Source organism: Fibrobacter sp. UWT3 (assembly GCF_900230125.1).
Lineage (GTDB): Bacteria > Fibrobacterota > Fibrobacteria > Fibrobacterales > Fibrobacteraceae > Fibrobacter.
In genome coordinates, this window is the sequence record NZ_OCSS01000001.1 from 1065047 (window position 1) to 1084013 (window position 18967).

Annotated in this window: 22 protein-coding genes; 16 read left to right on the forward strand and 6 right to left on the reverse strand. The window is 54.8% G+C overall.

From position 1 onward, the window contains the following. The first annotated feature begins 3 nt into the window (after window positions 1-3). From CRO08_RS04530 to thiH, 11 genes are all read left to right on the forward strand, one after another. On the forward strand, window positions 4-450 hold the full coding sequence (locus CRO08_RS04530) for a SufE family protein (RefSeq protein ID WP_072811124.1): 447 nt from the start codon (window positions 4-6) through the stop codon (window positions 448-450). Between the two features lie 8 nt (window positions 451-458). Continuing rightward, entirely contained in the window at window positions 459-980 is a 522-nt protein-coding gene (locus CRO08_RS04535) for a hypothetical protein (protein ID WP_072811122.1), read from the forward strand. A gap of 101 nt (window positions 981-1081) precedes the next feature. Then, entirely contained in the window at window positions 1082-1600 is a 519-nt protein-coding gene (locus tag CRO08_RS04540; protein ID WP_072811119.1) for a gamma carbonic anhydrase family protein, read from the forward strand. Between the two features lie 4 nt (window positions 1601-1604). Continuing rightward, a complete protein-coding gene (locus CRO08_RS04545) occupies window positions 1605-2564 on the forward strand; it encodes a diacylglycerol kinase family protein (RefSeq protein WP_097035225.1) in 960 nt (319 codons plus the stop codon). Beyond that, the gene (locus CRO08_RS04550; protein WP_255252237.1) at window positions 2565-3653 is read left to right on the forward strand and encodes a UDP-3-O-(3-hydroxymyristoyl)glucosamine N-acyltransferase; all 1089 of its coding nucleotides are present in this window, start codon (window positions 2565-2567) and stop codon (window positions 3651-3653) included. It abuts the gene before it with no gap. 3 nt (window positions 3654-3656) lie between these two features. After that, window positions 3657-4544 (forward strand): UDP-3-O-acyl-N-acetylglucosamine deacetylase, encoded by an 888-nt coding sequence (locus tag CRO08_RS04555; RefSeq protein ID WP_097035226.1) that lies wholly within the window; start codon window positions 3657-3659, stop codon window positions 4542-4544. Continuing rightward, complete coding sequence (gene fabZ / locus CRO08_RS04560) at window positions 4513-5004, forward strand: 3-hydroxyacyl-ACP dehydratase FabZ (RefSeq protein WP_072811109.1); 492 nt, start codon at window positions 4513-4515, stop codon at window positions 5002-5004. The genes CRO08_RS04555 and fabZ overlap by 32 nt, the downstream gene beginning before the upstream one ends. Window positions 5005-5322: 318 nt before the next feature. Continuing rightward, window positions 5323-6264 carry a malate dehydrogenase gene (mdh, locus tag CRO08_RS04565; RefSeq protein ID WP_097035227.1) on the forward strand — a complete coding sequence of 314 codons (942 nt, stop codon included), beginning with the start codon at window positions 5323-5325 and terminating at the stop codon, window positions 6262-6264. Window positions 6265-6542: 278 nt separating this feature from the next. After that, complete coding sequence (locus CRO08_RS04570; protein WP_176495059.1) at window positions 6543-7439, forward strand: mechanosensitive ion channel family protein; 897 nt, start codon at window positions 6543-6545, stop codon at window positions 7437-7439. Between the two features lie 35 nt (window positions 7440-7474). After that, a complete protein-coding gene (locus tag CRO08_RS04575) occupies window positions 7475-8242 on the forward strand; it encodes a thiazole synthase (RefSeq protein WP_097035229.1) in 768 nt (255 codons plus the stop codon). 83 nt (window positions 8243-8325) lie between these two features. Further along, complete coding sequence (gene thiH / locus CRO08_RS04580; RefSeq protein ID WP_097035230.1) at window positions 8326-9588, forward strand: 2-iminoacetate synthase ThiH; 1263 nt, start codon at window positions 8326-8328, stop codon at window positions 9586-9588. Between the two features lie 37 nt (window positions 9589-9625). Here thiH and CRO08_RS17480 read toward each other — a convergent pair whose 3' ends face one another. Beyond that, the gene (locus tag CRO08_RS17480; protein ID WP_097035231.1) at window positions 9626-10390 is read right to left on the reverse strand and encodes a prepilin-type N-terminal cleavage/methylation domain-containing protein; all 765 of its coding nucleotides are present in this window, start codon (window positions 10388-10390) and stop codon (window positions 9626-9628) included. A gap of 277 nt (window positions 10391-10667) precedes the next feature. Between CRO08_RS17480 and CRO08_RS17485 the strand changes: the two genes are divergently transcribed. The 3 genes from CRO08_RS17485 to thiE are packed head-to-tail and all read left to right on the forward strand — an operon-like array spanning window position 10668 to window position 12081. Beyond that, window positions 10668-10982, forward strand: a complete 315-nt coding sequence (locus tag CRO08_RS17485; protein ID WP_097035232.1) for a type IV pilin protein — start codon at window positions 10668-10670, stop codon at window positions 10980-10982. Then, a complete protein-coding gene (locus CRO08_RS04595; RefSeq protein ID WP_141398233.1) occupies window positions 10964-11422 on the forward strand; it encodes a hypothetical protein in 459 nt (152 codons plus the stop codon). Before CRO08_RS17485 ends, CRO08_RS04595 begins: the two co-directional genes overlap by 19 nt. A gap of 26 nt (window positions 11423-11448) precedes the next feature. After that, window positions 11449-12081, forward strand: a complete 633-nt coding sequence (gene thiE / locus CRO08_RS04600) for a thiamine phosphate synthase (protein WP_097035234.1) — start codon at window positions 11449-11451, stop codon at window positions 12079-12081. A gap of 109 nt (window positions 12082-12190) precedes the next feature. Here the strand turns inward: thiE and CRO08_RS04605 are convergent, their stop codons facing one another. Genes CRO08_RS04605 through CRO08_RS04615 form a run of 3 tightly spaced genes read right to left on the reverse strand, consistent with a single transcriptional unit; the run spans window position 12191 to window position 14105 of the window. Beyond that, window positions 12191-13174: a peptidoglycan DD-metalloendopeptidase family protein gene (locus tag CRO08_RS04605; RefSeq protein WP_097035235.1), complete on the reverse strand. Its 984-nt coding sequence runs from the start codon at window positions 13172-13174 to the stop codon at window positions 12191-12193. Next, window positions 13171-13542: a DMT family protein gene (locus CRO08_RS04610; RefSeq protein ID WP_073116550.1), complete on the reverse strand. Its 372-nt coding sequence runs from the start codon at window positions 13540-13542 to the stop codon at window positions 13171-13173. The genes CRO08_RS04605 and CRO08_RS04610 overlap by 4 nt, the downstream gene beginning before the upstream one ends. Beyond that, window positions 13539-14105: a DUF4416 family protein gene (locus CRO08_RS04615; RefSeq protein WP_097035236.1), complete on the reverse strand. Its 567-nt coding sequence runs from the start codon at window positions 14103-14105 to the stop codon at window positions 13539-13541. The genes CRO08_RS04610 and CRO08_RS04615 overlap by 4 nt, the downstream gene beginning before the upstream one ends. A 27-nt stretch (window positions 14106-14132) precedes the next feature. Between CRO08_RS04615 and CRO08_RS04620 the strand changes: the two genes are divergently transcribed. Next, window positions 14133-14891, forward strand: coding sequence for a glutaminyl-peptide cyclotransferase (locus CRO08_RS04620; protein ID WP_097035237.1), 759 nt, complete (start codon window positions 14133-14135; stop codon window positions 14889-14891). 7 nt (window positions 14892-14898) lie between these two features. On the opposite strand, the gene CRO08_RS04625 is transcribed toward CRO08_RS04620, so the two are convergent. Together CRO08_RS04625 and metG are read right to left on the reverse strand one after the other, a co-directional pair. After that, a complete protein-coding gene (locus CRO08_RS04625; RefSeq protein WP_097035238.1) occupies window positions 14899-15669 on the reverse strand; it encodes a hypothetical protein in 771 nt (256 codons plus the stop codon). Between the two features lie 277 nt (window positions 15670-15946). After that, entirely contained in the window at window positions 15947-18016 is a 2070-nt protein-coding gene (gene metG / locus CRO08_RS04630) for a methionine--tRNA ligase (RefSeq protein WP_097035239.1), read from the reverse strand. A 267-nt stretch (window positions 18017-18283) separates the two neighbouring features. Between metG and CRO08_RS04635 the strand changes: the two genes are divergently transcribed. Then, window positions 18284-18796 carry a nitroreductase family protein gene (locus tag CRO08_RS04635; protein WP_255252238.1) on the forward strand — a complete coding sequence of 171 codons (513 nt, stop codon included), beginning with the start codon at window positions 18284-18286 and terminating at the stop codon, window positions 18794-18796. Window positions 18797-18967: the final 171 nt, after the last annotated feature.

An 18967-nucleotide genomic window follows, 5' to 3' on the forward strand; every position in this document is an offset into this window, starting at 1 on the left:
TTTATGTCGGGTACTATCGCAGAAAGAATTGAAGAAGTCCGTGCGAAGTTCGCTTCGTTCACCGACCCCGATGACAAGTGGAAATACCTGCTTGACCTGGCGCGCGCCCACCAGGGCATGGACGCAAGCCTCAAGGACGAAAAGTTCATTATCCAGGGGTGCGCCTCCACGATGTACCTTGTGCCGAAGTTTACGGGCGAGGTAATCCACTTCGAGATGGACGTGGAAGGCGGTACGACGAACCCGCTTATAAGCCGTGGCCTGGGTGCACTCGCACTCAAGGTTTACAACGATCTTGCCCCGAGCGAGATTCTTTCGCTCGACCCGGTATTCTTCCAGGATATCGGCCTCAATGTGGGGCTTTCGCCGACCCGCTCCAACGGGTTTGCGAGCCTCGTGAAACAAATTTATCTGTATGCTCGCGTCTATAGCGCGATAGCCAAAAAATAGGGAGAATTATGGTTAGTTTCTTGAACGGAAAGAGCCCTTTTGACGAGGCCGAAGAAAAACTCGAAGCTGGCGAGACCGTAAATGGCCGCCCGAAAATGCCGACCGGGCCCATCATGGGCTGGCAGGACGGCGTGTTCCTCCTGGTGGTGATTGGCCTTATCATTGGCGGCTACCAGTACTACCAGTATGCGAAGAAGAAGAGCGCCGAGACGTTCGCTGCCTGCAATTCGATGTACGAGCTTGCTGCTGCGGGTGAGGCCGCGAAGTACCTGGAGGCTGAATCCTGCTACGAGAGCACCTGGGATCTCGGATTCGTGAGCGATTCCATGGAAATTCTCCGTCAGAACCGCGTTGGTGCAATTACCGACATGCGCAGCGCCCAGAAGGATTTGCTCCAGGATGCCGGCGACGCCCTCGAGGATGGCGATACGGCGAAGGCCGTCTCCATCGTTACCGAATACAAGGGTGCGATGTTCCTGATCCGCGACGACAAGAAGAAGTGGGAATCCATCGCGGCGCTTGCGAAGTAACCTTCGTTTTTTGATGAGTGTGTCGCGTTTTTCTACGGGAAAACGCGGCTTTTTTATTTTGTGAGCAGTTTTCATGCCTTGAATAATTATACATTGGGGGCATGGCTAGAATTGTAGAATTGGATGGTAAGCGCCCGGAACTCGGGAACCGTGTTTTTGTTGCCGACGGGGCGTGCCTCGTGGGCGAGGTTTCCGTGGGCGACGATTCCTCCGTGTTCTACAATGCCGTGCTGCGAGGCGACCTTGCACCGATTCGCGTGGGTTGCCGCACGAATATCCAGGATAACGTTACGGTTCATGTGTCTACCGGAGTGCCGACGGTTATCGGGAACGAGGTTACCGTGGGCCATAACGCAGTCTTGCATGCCTGCACTATCGACGACAACGTGCTTATAGGGATGGGCGCCATCGTGATGGACGGCGCTCACATAAAAAAGAACTGCATCGTGGGTGCGGGTGCCGTCGTGACGCAGGGGAAGGAATTCCCCGAGAACTCGCTTGTCGTGGGTGCGCCCGCACATGTGGTGCGCGAACTCACCGTCGATGAGATGGAACGAGTGAGTGGCGGCATGCAGCGCTATGTGGAAATCAAGGACATGCTCCTGCGCGGGAACGGTTGATGCTATGAAGTTCTATTTTCTCATCAACCCGATTAGTGGCGGTGGCCAGGGCAAGATAATCCATCAGTTCCTGCCCGAAATCATGGAATCCATGGGCTTTGCTGCCGATGACTGGAAGGCGGAATTCACGCAGTACGAACGCATGAGGGATCAGATTCTGGAGGCCCTCGCTTCGACCGAGACGCTTATTGCAGTCGGTGGCGACGGTACCGTTTCGTCCGTGCTTTCTACGATGATCGAATCGGGCTTTGCGACCAGGGTGAAGATAGGCCTTATCCCGCTGGGGACGGGCAACGACCTTGCGCGCGTGCTCAACCTGTACAAGCCTTTTGTGGACCGGGGACTCCTGTTCCTGGTGCGTCGCCTGCTGCGTGCGAAACCCGCTCCCTTCGATATCTGGAAGGTGAACGGCAAGTACGCGCTCGCGAACTACTTTTCGGGCGGGATTGACGCCCGCATCGCGCATGACTTTAACCAGGATCGTGCTAACGGGGCGATATCCTCTTCTTCCGTAATCGCGAACAAGTTGCATTACGTGCGCCGCTTCTTTGCCGACAGGAACTACCGGCTGGGAGCCTGCATGCTTAGTTACGTGGACAAGTACGGCAAGACGCATTCGGGCGTATTGACCGGGCACCGCACCGTAATCGTGGGGAATATCCCGAGCTTTGCGAGCGGCGCAAACCCTTTTTACAAGTCCGACATGGCCGACGGTTTTTTGGAAGTGGTGGACGTGCCTTCCATGCCGCTGTTCCTGCTCGCTATCGCCATAGGGAACATTCCGCTTGTGGGGTTCCTGTTCAAGAAGCATTTCCTCAAGTCGGTGAAGGTTCATTCGCTTTCGCTTACCGTACCGCAGAACGAGTTCCTGCAACTCGATGGCGAGGACATGAGCGGCAAACTGGGCGAGACCGTCTCGATCGAGTTTGCGGCTCAGGTGCAGATGCTGAGGCTGGGGGACTAGGTGAAACCCGTTGCAATCTCAATGGTTTTGGACTGGCTGCGTGCCGAAGGCCTGCTGCAAGATGTTGCGCCGCAGGCCGTGTTGCGGGTCGCGCCGAGTACTGTAATTACCGGTTTTGCGTCCGTTGACTTGGCGGGGCCCGGTGACGCGAGTTTCTGGGTGGGCGATACCGTGAAGAACGAGACGAACGCGAACGGTTTTGCTTCTTCCTTGCTTGATAGCGTACGCATCGGATTGCTTTTTGCGCCGCGTGGGCTTGTGCCGGCGCTGGAGGCGGCCACTGCATCGGGTAAGGAATTCGCGCCCGGCGTGGGTTGCATCGTTCCGGTTGAAAACCCGTACCATGCGATGGTGCTCTTCTTGGAAAAGTTTGCGGATTCTTTTGCGGGCAGTGAATGCGCCGGTGATGTTACTAGCGGCTCCTTCGCGGGCAGTGAATGCGCCGGCGATGTCACAAAATCCGCCCGCGTGCATGCGAGTGCCGTAGTCGAAGGTCGCGTGGGCGAGAACGCCGTCGTGGGCCCGGGCTGTGTGGTGATGCGCGGGGCGTCGCTCGGCGCGGGCTGCGTGCTCGAGGCGAATGTGACAATTTACCCGAATGTAGTCGTGGGTGAGGATTGCGTGTTTCAGGCGGGCGCCGTTATAGGTTCGCGCGGGTTCGGGTTCTATGAATATGAGGGCAGGCGCCGGCCGGTCCCGCACCTTGCGGGTGTGCGCATCGGGCGCGGTTGTAGCTTCGGGGCGAACACGGTGGTTGCCGCGGGTTTCTTGAGCCCCACCACGATAGGCGAAAACTGCCATTTCGATTCCTTCGTGCAAATCGCCCACAACTGCCGCCTGGGTAATAACATCTACATGGCTTCGCAGTCGGGGCTCGCGGGCTCCGTGACGGTCGAAGACGATGTCGAACTTGCGGGTGGCGCGCAGGTTGCGAACCACCTTACGCTCGGGAAGGGTTGCCGTATTGCCGCGAAGGCGGGCGTCACCAAGAGCATTCCCGCGGGGCTCACCGTATCCGGGTTCCCCGCCGAAGAGATTACGGTATGGCGCCGCTCGATGGTGCGTCTCCGGCAGATGGGGAAAAAGTAGCGTATGCCTGCCTTCAAGAGTATAGAATTTGCGTCGCCTTCGCTCTCGCACCCGCGGGCAGGCGTGCGCGTGGATGTCCTCGAGAAGGACCCGAACCGCGCGCCACGCGTATGCTGGTATGCGGGCGATGAACTTTTCTACTCGACGGATGCCCTGCATTGTTACGGCGAACTCGGGTATCGCGTGGCGCGGACTGCAATTTATTCGAAACCGGGCCTGCATGGCCCGCTTGTTCTCGGTTCTACAGAGCACCTGGCGCCCGTGTTCCTCATGTGGCCGAACCAGCGGTTCGACGTGCACGTTGCTCCCAGAGATGCGGAAGGCGCTCTGGCCGAACTCCCTATGATGGACGGGAGCGCTCTGCCGTTCTTCCATGCCCTAAGGAAGGTCGCCGGTGTGCCCGAGTCCCTTTGCTTTTACGATGTTCCCGAGTCCTTTACCCTCGAGTTCCCGCGCGGGCGGGTGAGCGTTTCGCCTGCAGACTGTTTCGAGGTGGAATACGAGATTACCCGCGATGCGACTGCGGGTGGTGCTGCGTTCCGCTCGTCGGCCACCCTCTCGGTGTATTCCGCAGAGGACCTCTACCGCGCGTTTTCGGCCCGCACTTTCATTTTCGAGGAGGACTACGCGAAGGCGCGTGCCGAAGGTCTCCTCGCCGGAGTCGACGAATCCTGCGGGATGCTACTGGGCGGTGCCAGGCAGTCCCGTTACCGCATGGCGGAAGAGCCCGCCTGCCACAAGATTTTGGACCTGCTGGGCGATCTTGCCTTCGCGGTCCCTGCTTTACCAAAGGTGCGCGTTCAGATTCTGAACGGCGGCCATACCATTCACCATAAAATCATGGAGAAACTCCTGCCTTATGTCTCTACTGGAATCCCTCAAGAAATCTGAAAAAGCCGGTGTTGTTTACGATGCCGATGTGGTTCACGAACTGCTCCCGCAGAAGTTCCCGTTCGCCTTCGTTGACGAGGTCCTGAGCCTCGAACTCGGTGACGGCAAGGAGGTGCAGCCCTCCCTGGTTGGCCTTTACCATGTGACGGGCGAAGAGAAGTTCTTCCAGGGGCATTTCCCCGGCAATCCGGTGATGCCCGGCGTGCTCCAGGTTGAATCCATGGCCCAGGCGGCGACACTTCTCACGATGATTGCCCGCGAAGCTGAAGTGGTGGGCAAGCGCCCTGCCTTCATGGGCATCGAGAACTGCCGCTTCAGGAACCCCGTGCTCCCCGGCATGGACCTGCGCCTCGAGGTAAAACTCATCTCCGTGCGTCATGGCATCTTCAAGTATGCCGGCAAGGCCTTCTCCGGCGATAAGCTCATGTGCGAAGCCGACTTTGTCGCCGCAATGGTATAAACGGAATAATTCCTGCGACTCCTAGAAATAAACTTTCCTTGGCTAGAAATAAACGGCTTTTATGTGGAAGGCGTCGGCCACAACCTGACTAGGCGAATGACGCAGCCATACTTGTATGGCTATGGCTGAGCCGTAAGGTTGGCGCATGCGCCAGGATGGGGAGGGTGCAGGGAGGGGCCCGTGCGGCCTTCGCAACTCTGAGCTGGGGCCCCGCCCGCGTATATTTTATACTTGCATGTAAAAAAGAATTTGTTTTTTATGCTTTTTTTACTATATTTTCGGACGAAAAAAACAATACCTTAAAAGGACGGTTAAATCATGGCTAGAAAGAAGATTGCACTTGTTGGTGCTGGTCAAATCGGTGGTACAATGGCTCTCGTGCTCGCCCAGAAGAATCTTGGCGACGTGGTCCTTATCGATATTCCGCAGACTCAGGGCATGCCCAAGGGCAAGGCTCTCGACATTATGGAAGGCCGCAGCGTCATCAACTCCTCTGTGGATCTTCAGGGTTCTACCGACTACTCCGCCATCAAGGGCGCAGACGTCGTGATCGTGACCGCCGGTTTCCCGCGTATGCCGGGCATGAGCCGTGACGACCTCCTGGACAAGAACTGCGGCGTGATCAAGACCGTTGCCGAAGCCATCAAGGAAAACGCTCCGGATGCATTCGTCATCGTGATCACCAACCCGCTGGACGCCATGGTCTACAACATGCAGAAGCAGTCCGGCCTCCCGGCCAATAAGGTCATCGGTATGGCTGGCGTGCTTGACTCTGCCCGTCTCGCTTGCTTCGTTGCCGACGAACTCGGCGTGTCTGTCGAAGACGTGAAGGCCCTCGTGATGGGCGGCCACGGCGACACCATGGTCTCCATCATGGAATGCGTGTCCGTGGGCGGTATCCCGGTATCTCAGCTCATGAGCAAGGAAAAGTTCGCCGAACTCGCCAAGCGCACCGCCGGTGCCGGTGGCGAAATCGTGAACCTCCTCGGCCGCGGCTCTGCCTTCTACAGCCCGGCAACCTCCGCCATCCACATGGCCGAAGCCTACCTCCTCGACAAGAAGAGCGTGTTCTCTTGCGCTGCCAAGCTGAACGGCGAATACGGCGTGAAGGGCCTCTACTGCGGCGTGCCGGTCGTGGTCGGTGCAAACGGTGTCGAGAAGATCATCGAAGTCAAGATGAGCGACGAAGAAAAGGCTGCCTTCGCGAAGTCTGTTGAGGCTTGCAAGAAGAACGCCGAATGGGTCGACGCTCATACGTAACCGCTCGCTCTCATCTAGGGCGAAGAACCTGCGGTTATCGCTCGCTCTCGCAAACGCGACCCGTTAACACCGGGTCGCTTTTTGCTCACACGTAATTATAGAGATGTCATCCCCGCGTAGGCGGGGATCTTCCTACGAAAAATCCCTCGGCTTCGGCCGGGGATTTTTTGTAATCTGGAGCACACTTTGTTTTTAGGTCTGTGAGCGGGGTCATACCTGAAAGGGGCAATGTGGCCTCGACCCACTTTTTGCCTGAAAATATTGTTAGATTTGTTCCCGTGGACAAAATCAGAGAACTCATACCGAAAGATTCGATAGTGGAGCAGCTTCTGCTGGTCGTGCTTCTTATCGTTATTATCTGGCTTTTTAACAAGTCATTCCGGTTGTTCCTCAAACGTGCTGAAAAGCATGGCTTTGACCGTGCCGCAACTCCGCTTGTTTCGGACCTCGTCAAGTATACGACTTATGCCATCGGGCTTTTGCTTTGCCTGAATGTTCTGGGCGTAAACACTAACGGGCTGTTGGCAATGCTTGGTGCGGCGAGCCTTGCGGTGGGTCTTGCCCTCAAGGATACTCTTGCGAATGTGGCGTCTGGCTTGTTGCTTCTCTTCTTGCGTCCGTTTGTGGCCGGCGACTACATTGAATGTGGCTCCATCAAGGGCAAGATTTGTGCGATTGGCCTTTTCAACACGACTCTCGAGACGTTCGAGGGCATCTACGTCTCTGCGCCGAACAGGTCCTTGTGGGGTTCTCCTATTGTGAACTATGCCCGCAATCCTATCCGCAGGCTCGATATGAATGTGGGTGTTTCTTATGACGCCTCTCTGGACGTCGTGTTCTGCGCCCTGCGTAGGATGGTCGAGCAGGAAGCGAGCTTCATGAAGGTCCCGCCTCCGAAGTTTTTCGTGAGCGAATATGCCGACAGTTCCATAAACGTCACGGTTTGGGTTTGGGTGCGTACGTTCGAGTACTACGAACTCAAGCGCAAGTATTCAAGAATTATCAAGGACGTGCTCGACGAGCACAAGATTGAGATTCCGTTCCCGCAACGCGTTGTTCACCTGGTGAAGGACGGCGAACAGGATGGTGCTGCTAAGGAGCGCGAACCGGATTTCGACGACCTCGTGCAGGATGAAGTGACCCTGAACGGAGTCAAGATTAATCTTAATCGCTAATTTTCTATATTATGCCTTGCTAAAAAGAAGGCTATATGGAAGATAAACTCGTTATTGGCGGGCATGAATTCAGTTCCCGCTTTATCTTGGGTTCCGGCAAGTATTCGCTGAAATTGATTGAAGCCGCGGTGCGCGATGCGGGGGCACAGATTGTGACACTCGCGGTGCGCCGGGCGAACACGAAGGACCACGAAAATATCCTTGACTACATTCCGAAGGGTGTGACCCTGTTGCCGAATACGTCCGGCGCCCGCACCGCCGACGAGGCGGTCCGCATCGCGCGCCTTTCCCGCGAGCTCGGCTGCGGTGATTTCGTCAAGATCGAAATCATGCGCGACACGAAGTACCTGCTCCCGGATAACTACGAGACGGTGAAGGCGACCGAAACCCTCGCTGGTGAGGGTTTCGTGGTGATGCCGTATATGTACCCGGACCTGAACGTGGCGCGCGACCTCGCTAACGCGGGTGCCGCAGCCGTGATGCCGCTTGCCGCTCCGATTGGCAGCAACAAGGGGCTTTCTACGCGCGAGTTCATCCAGATTCTGATTGATGAAATCGACCTCCCGATTATCGTTGATGCGGGTATCGGCAAGCCCTCCGAGGCCTGTGCCGCGATGGAAATGGGTGCTGCCGCCATCATGGCGAATACGGCGCTTGCTACCGCGGGCGACTTGCCGCTTATGGCGCAGAGTTTCAAGCTTGCTATCGAGGCGGGTCGCAAGGCCTACCTCGCAGGTCTTGGGCGCGTCCTCACGCGCGGCGCTTCCGCGTCCGACCCGTTGACAGGTTTCTTGAGAGACTAGGAACGAGGTTCGACATAAGGTCACTGAGCTGGTTGGTGAGCTTGTCGAACTAGCCGAAGTGCTTTGTCGAAGGATCTAAAAAAATGAGCGAAAGAAAAGACAACAACTACCTGTTTGATTCCGGGAATCTCTCGGAAGGGGCGCTTGCGAAAAAGCACCGCCTTGAAAACGATCCGAGTTCCCGTACTAATATAATGGATTATCTGCCCGGCATGGAAGTCATCCAGTCGGACATCGCCGACAAGGTCCTTTCCGAATCCGAAAACTACGATTACTCCAAATACACCGGCAAGGACGTCAAGCGCGCTCTGGAACACGAACGCTGCACGCTCGAGGATTTCAAGGCGCTCCTTTCTCCGGCTGCCGCCCCGTACCTGGAGCAGATGGCCGCGAAGGCGAAAATCGAGACCAGCAAGCACTTCGGCAACAACGTCTATTTCTTCACGCCGCTCTACATCGCGAACTACTGCGAAAACTACTGCGTCTATTGCGGGTTCAACTGCTATAACCATATCAAGCGCATGCAGCTCACCATGGAGCAGATCGAGCACGAGATGAAGGTCATCGCCGACAGCGGCATGGAAGAAATCCTGATTCTCACCGGCGAGAGCCGCGCGAAGAGCAGTGTGGAATACATCGGCGAGGCTTGCAAGCTGGCCCGCAAGTATTTCCGCATGGTGGGCGTGGAAGTCTACCCGGTCAATGTCGACGAGTACCGCTACCTGCACGAATGCGGCGTGGACTACGTGACCGTCTTCCAGGAAACCTACGACAAGGTGCGCTTCGAAAAACTCCACCTGCTCGGCCACAAGCGTGTATTCCCGTACCGCTTCGACTCGCAGGAACGCGCCCTGATGGCGGGCATGCGCGGGGTGGCTTTCTCCGCACTTCTCGGACTTTCTGACTTCCGCCGCGACGCGCTGGCCTCGGCACTGCACGTGTATTACCTGCAAAAGAAGTACCCGCACGCCGAAATGAGCTTAAGCTGCCCGCGCCTCCGTCCCATCATCAACAACGACAAGATTGACCCGCTCGATGTTCACGAGAAGGAACTTTGCCAGGTGCTCTGCGCCTACCGCATTTTCCTCCCGTTCGTGGGCATTACGGTTTCGAGCCGCGAAAGTAAGGAATTCCGCAACGGCATCGTGAAAATCTGCGCGACGAAGGTCTCTGCCGGCGTATCTACGGGCATCGGCGACCACGAAAGCAAGTACAGCGGTCACGACGACGGGGAAGGTGGCGACGAACAGTTCGAAATTAACGACGGCCGCAGCTTTAACGCCATGTACTCTGACATCTCGGGCGAAGGCTTGCAGCCGGTATTGAACGATTACCTGTACGTGTAACGGCACTTATGTCCAGGCAGAGTGCGTTATGCCGATGTTAATTGCATTTTTTACTGAAACTTCTGCACGCGGAGTTGCCTTCTGTCGAAAAACAGACTCCGTGTTCGGTAGCAAAAGCCTTGTTATCCATATTTCCACTATTTGGGAGCAAGGCGACTTCAACAGACCGGCTACTTTCGTTCCCTCCAGTCCACCGAAAATTCATAGTCAAGCGATAATTGCCCGTACAATCCCCCTGATTCAGCGCCCTACTTATAAACATAGGGTTCTTGGGGTACGTGCGCCAAAAGCTACCGTCTTTTGACGCCGAATATGTCGTGTTCGACTGATCTAGTTTACTGTAATCAGTATTTTTAAGTCTCGATTCCACAATATCGGCAACCCCTTCGAATCCAGACTCCCTCAAGGCATCATACCACGTGCCACCATTTCCAATCAATTGGCACATATTGACGCTATTGTTGGCACTGCCATGGCTACCCTGCACATTGATGGAAACACCATTTTTTACTTCGATAACGAATAAGGCTACGCCAGACGCACTATTCAGGCTGTTTCTTAGTTTAGCGAGATTCTCCGTAGCCTTGTCACCTGTTGACACAAAAGCACTATTGTACAAGGCATCTTCATTTTCCACCAAGGCCCGGTTCAATGCGTCCCTTAAATAGTATAGTTTCAACAAGTCGCTTTTTTCTTTCGCTTTTTCGACAACTCCGAATAAACTAGGAACAGCTATCGCAGCAAGGATTCCCATGATTGAGATGACAACCATTAGCTCGATGAGGGTAAAACCCTTGGACATAACCGCAGGAACCTCCCGCAGGTTCCTGCTTTTTTAGCCCGGACTGGCATACGTGAACCATGTTGATTCTGTAGATTGATGTCAACATGCCTTGCATCGTTCCTGTGGGGCATTTTTAAAGCGTTGCCATACAATAGGGGAACGTTGTGGCCTAAATTGGAATAGTCCTTTTACTCCAAAGTGGAATACAAGGTTTGTGATACAGGTCAAACGAATGCGCCCATGTTTACGTTATTCTGTTTTTTTATATATATTTGAAGAAAATGAGGTATAAAGAATGTTGAATAAAGTAACTCATAGCAGGAACCTGCGGGATACTCTTGTAAGCCAAGAAGGCTTCACTTTGATAGAACTCATGGTAGTGATAATTATCATGGGTATTTTGGCTGCCGTGGCCGTACCGAATTTGTTCGGGGTCATAGAAAGAAGCCGAGAAAAATTGGATTTAATGAAATTGTGGTATGTCAAGAATGCTGTGGAAAGAAATTTAATCGGGCATGATTATAGTATTTTTACATCCATTTCTGGAGCTACGACAGGCAATTGGGGGATGCCTGTAAAAAGTCGTGCACATTGGAAAATTACCTTCTAGATAAAAGCGGCATGACATTATTTGGTGTTGATGTTGCTCAGGCAACACCAAGATTCAGAAAAGGAACCGCAAACACGGATGATGCGTATTCTAGCGGATTCCTCGCCGACGTGATGAAGGAATCAGGATTTGAAGTAATGGCTCAGTGTTTGTTGGGCAATGGAGGTACCGCAGGATTGAGAACCTGTTCTCAAAAACCTTTTGAGTCGAAATCTCTCAATACAAAGACAACTGATGGCGGAGTTGCTGCAGCTCACAATGGCACTTACAGTGTAAAAATCAAGTGGCAGAATACGAAATCAGTCAGAATAAACAACAAAAACGTAAATCAACCATCTTCGCAAGAAGTGATTGTTTGGATCGGCGGCGATTGGAACGATGCCGCTCGAGGCAAGTATGGAGTATGCTTCTCAACGTTAGGGGACTCCGCATGTAAGTAGGGCTTTTTTTTCTACCTTTGCTTTTGATGCAAAAGCTTGACACCACCCTTTATTTCATTACTGACAGCACGTGTGTGCCCGAGAATCGTTTTTTGCCTGTTGTCGAGGCTGCCTGCCGTGGCGGGGCGACGATCATCCAGTTGCGCGAGAAGGACCGTTCCACACGGGAATACTTGGATTTGGCCCGGTCCACCCACGAAATCACAGCCAAGTACGGCATTCCTCTGATTATCGACGACCGAGTAGACGTGGCCATGGCCATCGGTGCGGAGGGCGTTCACGTGGGGCAATCCGATATGCCTGCTTGCGATGCCCGGCGCATTCTCGGACCCGAGAAAATCATTGGGGTTACTGCAAAGACTGTTCCGCAGGCGCTCGAGGCTTATGAGCAGGGCGCAGATTACTTGGGTTGTGGTGCGATTTACCCCACGACGACTCATGTAAAGACTGTCATTACTCCGGTGGAAACCCTGAAGGATGTCGTGAAGGCGGTTCCCATTCCGGTGAATGCGATTGGCGGGCTCAACAAGGACAATATCTTTGTGCTGAAGGGTTCGGGCATTGCAGGCATCTGCGTGGTTTCTGCGATTATGAAGGCTGCTGACCCGGAACTCGCGACGCGCGAACTGAAACAGGCTTTTTCTGCATTAAATAGTTGATGCATCTACAGAATGTCATCCTCGCGTAGGCGAGGATCCTTACATCTTGTTACAATTGTATGGATGCCCTTGCCCTACGGGCTTCGGCATGACACAGCCTACGGCTGTGTCACTTGCTTCCGAGTAGTTTCTGGCCTGCCTTGAGCGGAGCACCCGGCTTTAGGTTGTTTATACGGCAGAGCGCTTCTATCGAGATGTTGAACCACTTGGCGACTTTCCCCTGCGTGTCGCCCTTTTTCACCACGTACGTGCCTTCTTTCTTGAGTTTGCGTTGCATGTTGTAGTGTGCGCGTACAATGGATTTCTTGGAAACTTTCTCGACACCGGATTTCAGGTCCCAGTTCGGGAAGTCGACGATGGTTTCCGGGTCGATGTTAATTTCTCCGTAATGGATTTCGAAATGCAGGTGCGCTCCCGAAGAACGCCCGGAGTTGCCTGCTAGCCCCACGATATCGCCCGGGTACACGCGTTCCCCGATTTTCACGAGCCTTTCGGAGAGGTGCCCGTAAAGCGTCTGTAACCCGTTTTCGTGGTCCACGATAACGTAATGTCCGTAGCCTCCCTTGTTGTATTTCGCCATGGTCACGACGCCCGGGAATGCTGCCAGCACGGGCTCGTCCTTGATGACGCTCACGTCTACGCCACGGTGTAGCCTGTGGTCGCGGATGCCGTATTTTGAGGCTATGGGAGCCGGGTGCGTGATGGGGACGAGCATCGTGGAAAAATCGAAGAAGTCCTCGTTTTTCTTTTCCTTGACGACAAGTTTCGGGGCGGGCTGCTTTTCTTCGCCAACTACCTCGAATTCTACGCCCTGCTTGTCCAGGAGGATTGCCTTGGTGAATGCCTTCGGGTCGTTCGCATCAATCTTCACGACCGAGGAATCGGGCTGGGCTTCTTTCGGGGGAGCCTTATCCGCCGGTTTTGCTGTGGTCTTTGCTGCCGGCTTGCTTTTTTTTGCACTGCTCTTGACTGCGGTTGTCTTCTGCTTTTTCTTGGGTGCCTGCTTTGCATCTACATGCACGTTCATGCACGCGATGGTGAAGGCGATTGCGGCGACAAGCCTTGCCCAGCTATGTCGTGAAGCAAGAATCATTTAAGGAAAGCGAAGAATACCGCTCCGATGATGAGCACGAAGGCGACGACGTGGTTCCAGTGCAGTGCCTCGTTGTTGAAGACCGTAGTCGCGATGACGGTAAAGACCGTAAGCGAAATCGCTTCCTGTATGACCTTCAGCTGCATCAGGTTGAATGGCCCGCCGTTAATCTTGCTCCCGATGTTGTTCGCGGGAATCATGAAGAAGTACTCGATGAGGGCGACACCCCAGCTGGCAAGAATCACGAGGATGAGCGGCCAGTCGGTGGAGATGTGCATTTCTTTCAGCTTCAGGTTCCCGTACCATGCGGCGGTCATGAACACGTTGCTGATGATGAGGAGGATGACGGTAAAGATTCCTGCTTTCATTGTTTTGCTCTCAGTCTATACGGTTTGCCCGTGCTCATCTGGTAGGCGAGGCGGGCGCGAACTTGTTCAAGATATTGTATATACTTTTCGCTCTGGTAATCGCGGTACGTCCATTCGAAGGCATGAAAATGCCCGTCCTGGAAGTATAGCGTGGGTTCCACGAAGATTCCGCGCTGCATGTACACGCGCTGGCGCTGGTCTTTTGTTGTCGCGAGGAAGAATTGCCCGAGGGTCATGTAGCCCGGGTCGAGGTTCACGGGGCGTAGGCCGGGTGTGTTGTTCTTCCGGGCGATTTCGAGTTCAATATCGTTTGTCCAGAGCTTTATGTCGACGATGGTCTCGCGCTCCACGAGGGTCTCGTAGCTGAAGAACGCGCGTACGGGCGCTGAGCCGATTTCTTCGACGTAGTAGTTGGTGAACGTGAAGGGGAAGGGGGCTAGGCTCAGGTCTTCTTCTCCGAACTTTTCTCGGAGCGTGTCGCGCACGGCTTCGACCGACGGGGCGTCCTTCGCGAGGATACCCACGATAATCTTGACCTTGGCTGGAGTCCTGAGTTCGCCCATGTTCGGGTAATTTAGTAATTTTTGCACATGCCTTCAAAATTCTCTTTCGTCTATCGTCTATCGTCTATCGTCATTTTCCTCTCGTCGTTTGCGTTCGCTGAGGCCCCGCGTGTCTTGCCCGCGATTCTTGATTCAATCCCGCACGAGCCGACCCACTTTACGCAGGGGCTTTTCTTTGACGGCAAGGATTTGATTGAAACTACCGGCCAGTATGGGGAATCCGGCCTGTACCGCCGCACGCTTGATGGCAAGATTCTCGATTCCGCAAGGCTTGCTCCCCGCTATTTCGGGGAAGGCTCGATTGCCGTAGGCGAAGACATCTTCTACCTCACGTGGAAAGCCAAGAAGGCGTTCATCTATAGCCGAAAACCGTTCAAGTATAAGGGCGAGTTCCGCATTCCTACCGAGGGTTGGGGCCTTACCTACTGGCAGAACGCCCTCCTGATGAGTAACGGCAGCGACGAACTCCTGCGGATTGCTCTCGGCGGTTTCTACGTGATGGGCTCCATCCGCGTGAGCGATGGTGGCAAGCCGGTAAGGAACCTGAACGAACTTGAAATTGTCGGTAATACCTTGTATGCAAATATCTGGCAGACCCCGCTTATTGCGGTCATTGACTTGCCTAGCGGGAAGGTGCTGAAGTATATCGATTTCTCTGCGAAGGGCCGCGAAGTATACGCGAAATACCCGAATATCGACGTGCTGAACGGCATTGCCTACGATGGCAAGTTCCTGTGGATCACGGGCAAGAACTGGCCGCAGATTTACAAGATTGCGGTGCCGTAAATTCTTCCTACTTTATGGAAGATGCGGACTCGTAAACAAGAACGTTGCTGTAGGTAATCGCGAGGGATAGGCGAGGCTTCCTTGTGTTGAAGTCGAGAAGCCCGTAATGCGCGTCCAGCGATACCCTGTGATTGTTTACCCTGAAGCTCATGTACGCACCTACGCCGACTTCGACATTGCCGAAGTCTTCCTGATCGCCGATGGCACCCCAGTTGAGCCAGAAGTTGCGGCAGATGTACTGTTCGAATCCGATGCGCAGAAAGTCACCGACGGGGATTTGCTCGATGAATGATAGCCCGCCGCTGAATAGCTGTGTCCATGCGGCTAGGAAGGAGTCTAGTTCAATAAGGTCGACATCGTCGCTGTCGTCACTGTAGTCGTATGAGTAGTCGTCGCTGCCGCCATCGTCGTCGAAACATATTCCGCTAGCGCAGATGGCCCCGACCGTGATGCCGAGCCAGATGGCGGAAACCCAGCTGCGCCATCCGAAGTACTTGTCGGCGTAGCCGAAGGTCACGTAGGGCGAGGGGAGGATGCCCCATCCTGATACATAACCACTGCGTGTCGCTGTCGTGGTCTCGAGGGCGATGGGAATGTTCCACTCGTCACCGGAGAGGCTGAAGTTGATTTTTTCGGCACGGGCGGTAAGCACGCGCACCTTCTCGTCGTTTTTCCCCTGTTCACCCGCTTCCATGAAACCAGACGCTGAAGGCGGGTGCATGGTGCATCCGCTGAGCGCGATAAGGAACGCGAGGATTGTCAGGTAGAAGAATCTCATGGGTTTAAATATATATCGTTAGTTTCACGAAAGAAATGCTCAAGAATGCCTGATTGCGATAAAACGACATTCTTTGCCGATGGATAGACTACTATTTATGTTCCAATATGGAATGCTTTGGGTTGCAATAGGTAATTGACGAACGAGCGGTGGCTCTGTGAGCCGAAGGCGACCTTTGGACACTTGCGCTTTAGCGCTTAGTGTACATGGCCACCTTTAGGTGGGAGCGAGTGAGAAACCGGAGGTCTTGATGCCCGAGACGACGAACGAGCGGTCTCTAATGCACGCCGTTGCCGTCGGCTACGTCGCAGGTCACGGGCTTCCCGTTCACTTCGAGCGCGAGGGCGTCGCAGAACACCGCGCCACCCTTCACGGAGAGCGCAATCTTCTCGAAGTCCTTCACCTTCAGTTCGCGGGGTTCGCTGGGAGCGACACCCTTGAACAGGGCACGGTCGCCGGGCTTCGCGTCTTCGGGCACGGAGACGAGCCTGCAGGTGTGGGCCTCGTTGTCGAGGTCGCCCGCAAAGAGCATGCCTTGGCTCATAATGCCGCGCAGAGCGCTGGGCTTCAGGTTTGCGAACAACAGAATCTTACGGTCCTGGAGTTCTTCGGCCTTGTAGCTGTTCTTGAGGCCGCTGCAGATGGTGCGGAGTTCGCCTTCGCCGGCGTCCACCTTGAGCACATAGAGGCTCGTGGCATCCGGATGGTCGGCCACTTCCTTAATCTGGGCCACGCGCATGTCCATGGCAGCGGGCACGTCGGCGGCCATCAGTGGCTTGTTCTGTTTGGGCTTCGGCTGGGCTTCCTGCTTCTTGACTTCTTCTTCGATACGCGGGAAAAGCGGCTTGCCTTCGCCAAAGCTTTCGCCACCCTTGAGGATACCCCAGGCGAGGTCGTCGGCGCTCTGGAACTTGCTGCCAATCATGGCGAGGCCTTCTTCTGCCTTGCCAGGAATCACCGGCCACAGCAGGCAGAGCGACAGGCGCACGGCTTCGGCGGATACGTAGAGCACGGTCGCGAGTTCATCCTTGAGGGCCGGGTCCTTCGCGAGCTTCCACGGAGCCTTGACTTCGAGGTAGCGGTTGATGCTACGCACGAGCTGCATGATGGTCTCGATGGACTGCGAGAGGCGGGCCTGCGGCAGGCCTTCCTTGATTTCGGCAATCACCTTGTTCGCGAGATCGATGACTTCCTTCTCGGCATCGCCGATGGAGGTCGCTGCGGGGAGCTTGCCTTCAAAGTTGTTGAGCACCAGGCGGTGCACGCGGTTCAGCACGTTACCGAGGTCGTTCGCGAGGTCGCTGTTGATGCGGCGCACGAAGGCGTCGTGCGTGAAGTTGGCGTCCTGACCGACAACCATTTCTCGAGCGAGGAAGTAGCGGAACGCGTCGATGCCGTACTTTTCCATGTAGTCCATCGGGTTCACCACGTTGCCTGCGGACTTGCTCATCTTTTCGCCGCCGTTCACGAGCCACCAGCCGTGGGCGAGGATGTGCTGCGGGAGCGGAATGTCGAGAGCCATGAGCATCGTCGGCCAGTACACGCTGTGGGTGGTCAAGATGTCCTTGCCAATCAGGTGGTAAGTGGCGGGCCAGATCGGCGTGCCGTCGGCATAAGTCTTGTGGAAGGCGGTGGAGGCGCTCACGTAGTTCAGGAGGGCATCGAACCACACGTAGGTCACGTAGTCGGTGTCGAAGGGCAGCGGAATGCCCCAGCTGAGGCGAGCCTTCGGGCGGCTGATGCACAGGTCGTTCAGCGGCTGGCGCAGGAACCCGCGGATTTCGTTCCAGCGGTAGTCCGGCACAATCCAGTCCTTGTGGCTCTCGAGGAAGTCAATCAGCTTCTGCTGGTAGGAACCCATCTTGAAGAAGTAGTTCTTTTCCTTGAGCCATTCCACCGGGCGGTGGCTGATGGGGTCGCACTTGTTCTCGTCGAGTTCGTCTTCGCCAAAAAAGCGTTCTTCGCCCACGGAGTACCAGCCCTCGTATTCCTTCGAGTAGATTTCACCCTTGTCCCAGAGCTTCTGCAGGCATTCCTGCACAAAAGCCTTGTGTTCGGGCATCGTGGTACGGATAAAGAAGTCGTTACTGATTCCCATCTTCTTCCACAGGTCCTCGAAGCGGTGGTAGTATTCGTCCACGTGTTCCTGCGGGGTCACGCCGCGCTTGTCGGCGGCGCGCTGCACCTTCTGGCCGTGTTCGTCGGTGCCGGTCAGGAAGAAGGTCTGGTAGCCGAGAATCTTGTGGAAGCGGGTGAGGATGTCCGCGAGGACGGTGGTGTAGGAGTGCCCAATATGCGGGGCGTCATTCACGTAATAAATCGGGGTGGTAACGTAAAAATTTTTCATGTTGCCAAATTTAGTAAAAGGCGAGCGCCGCGGCAAAGTAACTTGTTACTTTGACATGGCCGAGCCGTACTAAATGCGCTCTGAAGGAGCGCCAATTTAGTAAAAGTGTGCAAGGCGAGTAATGCGCGAAAGCTTGCTTTCGCATATTTGAGCCGTAGCCACGGACGCCAAAGGCGTCAAAAAGGGTGTCATCCTGAGCGGAGTGAAACGGAGTCGAAGGATCCAGTTATGTATATTTCCTCAAAAACGAGGTATATTATGTCTTTCATGGATTTGGCTAAAAACCGTTATAGCTGCCGTGCCTTTACCGCCCAGGCGGTAGAACCCGAAAAACTCGCCCAGGTGCTGGAGGCGGGTCGCCTGAGCCCGACGGCAATTAACGCACAGCCCGTAACCGTGAAGGTCATCAAGTCTCCCGAGGCTCTGGAAAAGATTCGCGGCATTACCCGCATGGCCTACAACGCCCCCGTGGTGCTGATGGTCTGTTACGACGAGCCCAAGTGCTACACCGCCGAAAAGTACAACGACAACTTCAACAGCGGCGTGATGGATGCGAGCATCGTCACCACCTCCATGATGATGCAGGCCACCGACCTCGGCCTTGCGACCCTCTGGGCCCGCGGATTCAACGCGTCGTACATCGAAAGCGCTTTTGAATTTCCGGACAACTTAAAGCTCGCCTGTCTCCTGGATATCGGCTACGCCGACCCCGAGAACGGTGGCCCTTCGCCTAGGCATCCTGTGCGCAAGAGCATGGAAGAATTCGTGAGCGAAGTGTAAGTTAGTAGGTGTTCTGACAGAATTCGTCATTGCCCATTTTTTGAATGGGCTATTTTAGCGTTGTGCCCTGATTTCTAGCCTTATTTGGCTATTTTTTGTTAATTCCATGTTGGGATAATCTTTGTGAGTTTCTTTTTGTTTGCGTAATATATATTTTGATGAGTAGATTTT

Excerpts from the sequence above, each read along its gene's own strand:
- CRO08_RS04575 (WP_097035229.1), top strand. The coding sequence starts at position 7,475 with ATGGAAGATAAACTCGTTATTGGCGGGCATGAATTCAGTTCCCGCTTT.
- metG (WP_097035239.1), bottom strand. The coding sequence starts at position 18,016 with ATGAAAAATTTTTACGTTACCACCCCGATTTATTACGTGAATGACGCC.
- CRO08_RS04615 (WP_097035236.1), bottom strand. The coding sequence starts at position 14,105 with ATGGGCGAACTCAGGACTCCAGCCAAGGTCAAGATTATCGTGGGTATC.
- CRO08_RS04555 (WP_097035226.1), top strand. The coding sequence starts at position 3,657 with ATGCCTGCCTTCAAGAGTATAGAATTTGCGTCGCCTTCGCTCTCGCAC.
- CRO08_RS04535 (WP_072811122.1), top strand. The coding sequence starts at position 459 with ATGGTTAGTTTCTTGAACGGAAAGAGCCCTTTTGACGAGGCCGAAGAA.
- CRO08_RS17485 (WP_097035232.1), top strand. The coding sequence starts at position 10,668 with ATGTTGAATAAAGTAACTCATAGCAGGAACCTGCGGGATACTCTTGTA.
- CRO08_RS04635 (WP_255252238.1), top strand. The coding sequence starts at position 18,284 with ATGGATTTGGCTAAAAACCGTTATAGCTGCCGTGCCTTTACCGCCCAG.
- CRO08_RS04625 (WP_097035238.1), bottom strand. The coding sequence starts at position 15,669 with ATGAGATTCTTCTACCTGACAATCCTCGCGTTCCTTATCGCGCTCAGC.
- fabZ (WP_072811109.1), top strand. The coding sequence starts at position 4,513 with ATGTCTCTACTGGAATCCCTCAAGAAATCTGAAAAAGCCGGTGTTGTT.
- CRO08_RS04605 (WP_097035235.1), bottom strand. The coding sequence starts at position 13,174 with ATGATTCTTGCTTCACGACATAGCTGGGCAAGGCTTGTCGCCGCAATC.
- thiE (WP_097035234.1), top strand. The coding sequence starts at position 11,449 with ATGCAAAAGCTTGACACCACCCTTTATTTCATTACTGACAGCACGTGT.
- CRO08_RS04540 (WP_072811119.1), top strand. The coding sequence starts at position 1,082 with ATGGCTAGAATTGTAGAATTGGATGGTAAGCGCCCGGAACTCGGGAAC.
- CRO08_RS04610 (WP_073116550.1), bottom strand. The coding sequence starts at position 13,542 with ATGAAAGCAGGAATCTTTACCGTCATCCTCCTCATCATCAGCAACGTG.
- CRO08_RS04530 (WP_072811124.1), top strand. The coding sequence starts at position 4 with ATGTCGGGTACTATCGCAGAAAGAATTGAAGAAGTCCGTGCGAAGTTC.
- CRO08_RS04545 (WP_097035225.1), top strand. The coding sequence starts at position 1,605 with ATGAAGTTCTATTTTCTCATCAACCCGATTAGTGGCGGTGGCCAGGGC.
- CRO08_RS17480 (WP_097035231.1), bottom strand. The coding sequence starts at position 10,390 with ATGTCCAAGGGTTTTACCCTCATCGAGCTAATGGTTGTCATCTCAATC.
- mdh (WP_097035227.1), top strand. The coding sequence starts at position 5,323 with ATGGCTAGAAAGAAGATTGCACTTGTTGGTGCTGGTCAAATCGGTGGT.
- thiH (WP_097035230.1), top strand. The coding sequence starts at position 8,326 with ATGAGCGAAAGAAAAGACAACAACTACCTGTTTGATTCCGGGAATCTC.
- CRO08_RS04620 (WP_097035237.1), top strand. The coding sequence starts at position 14,133 with ATGCCTTCAAAATTCTCTTTCGTCTATCGTCTATCGTCTATCGTCATT.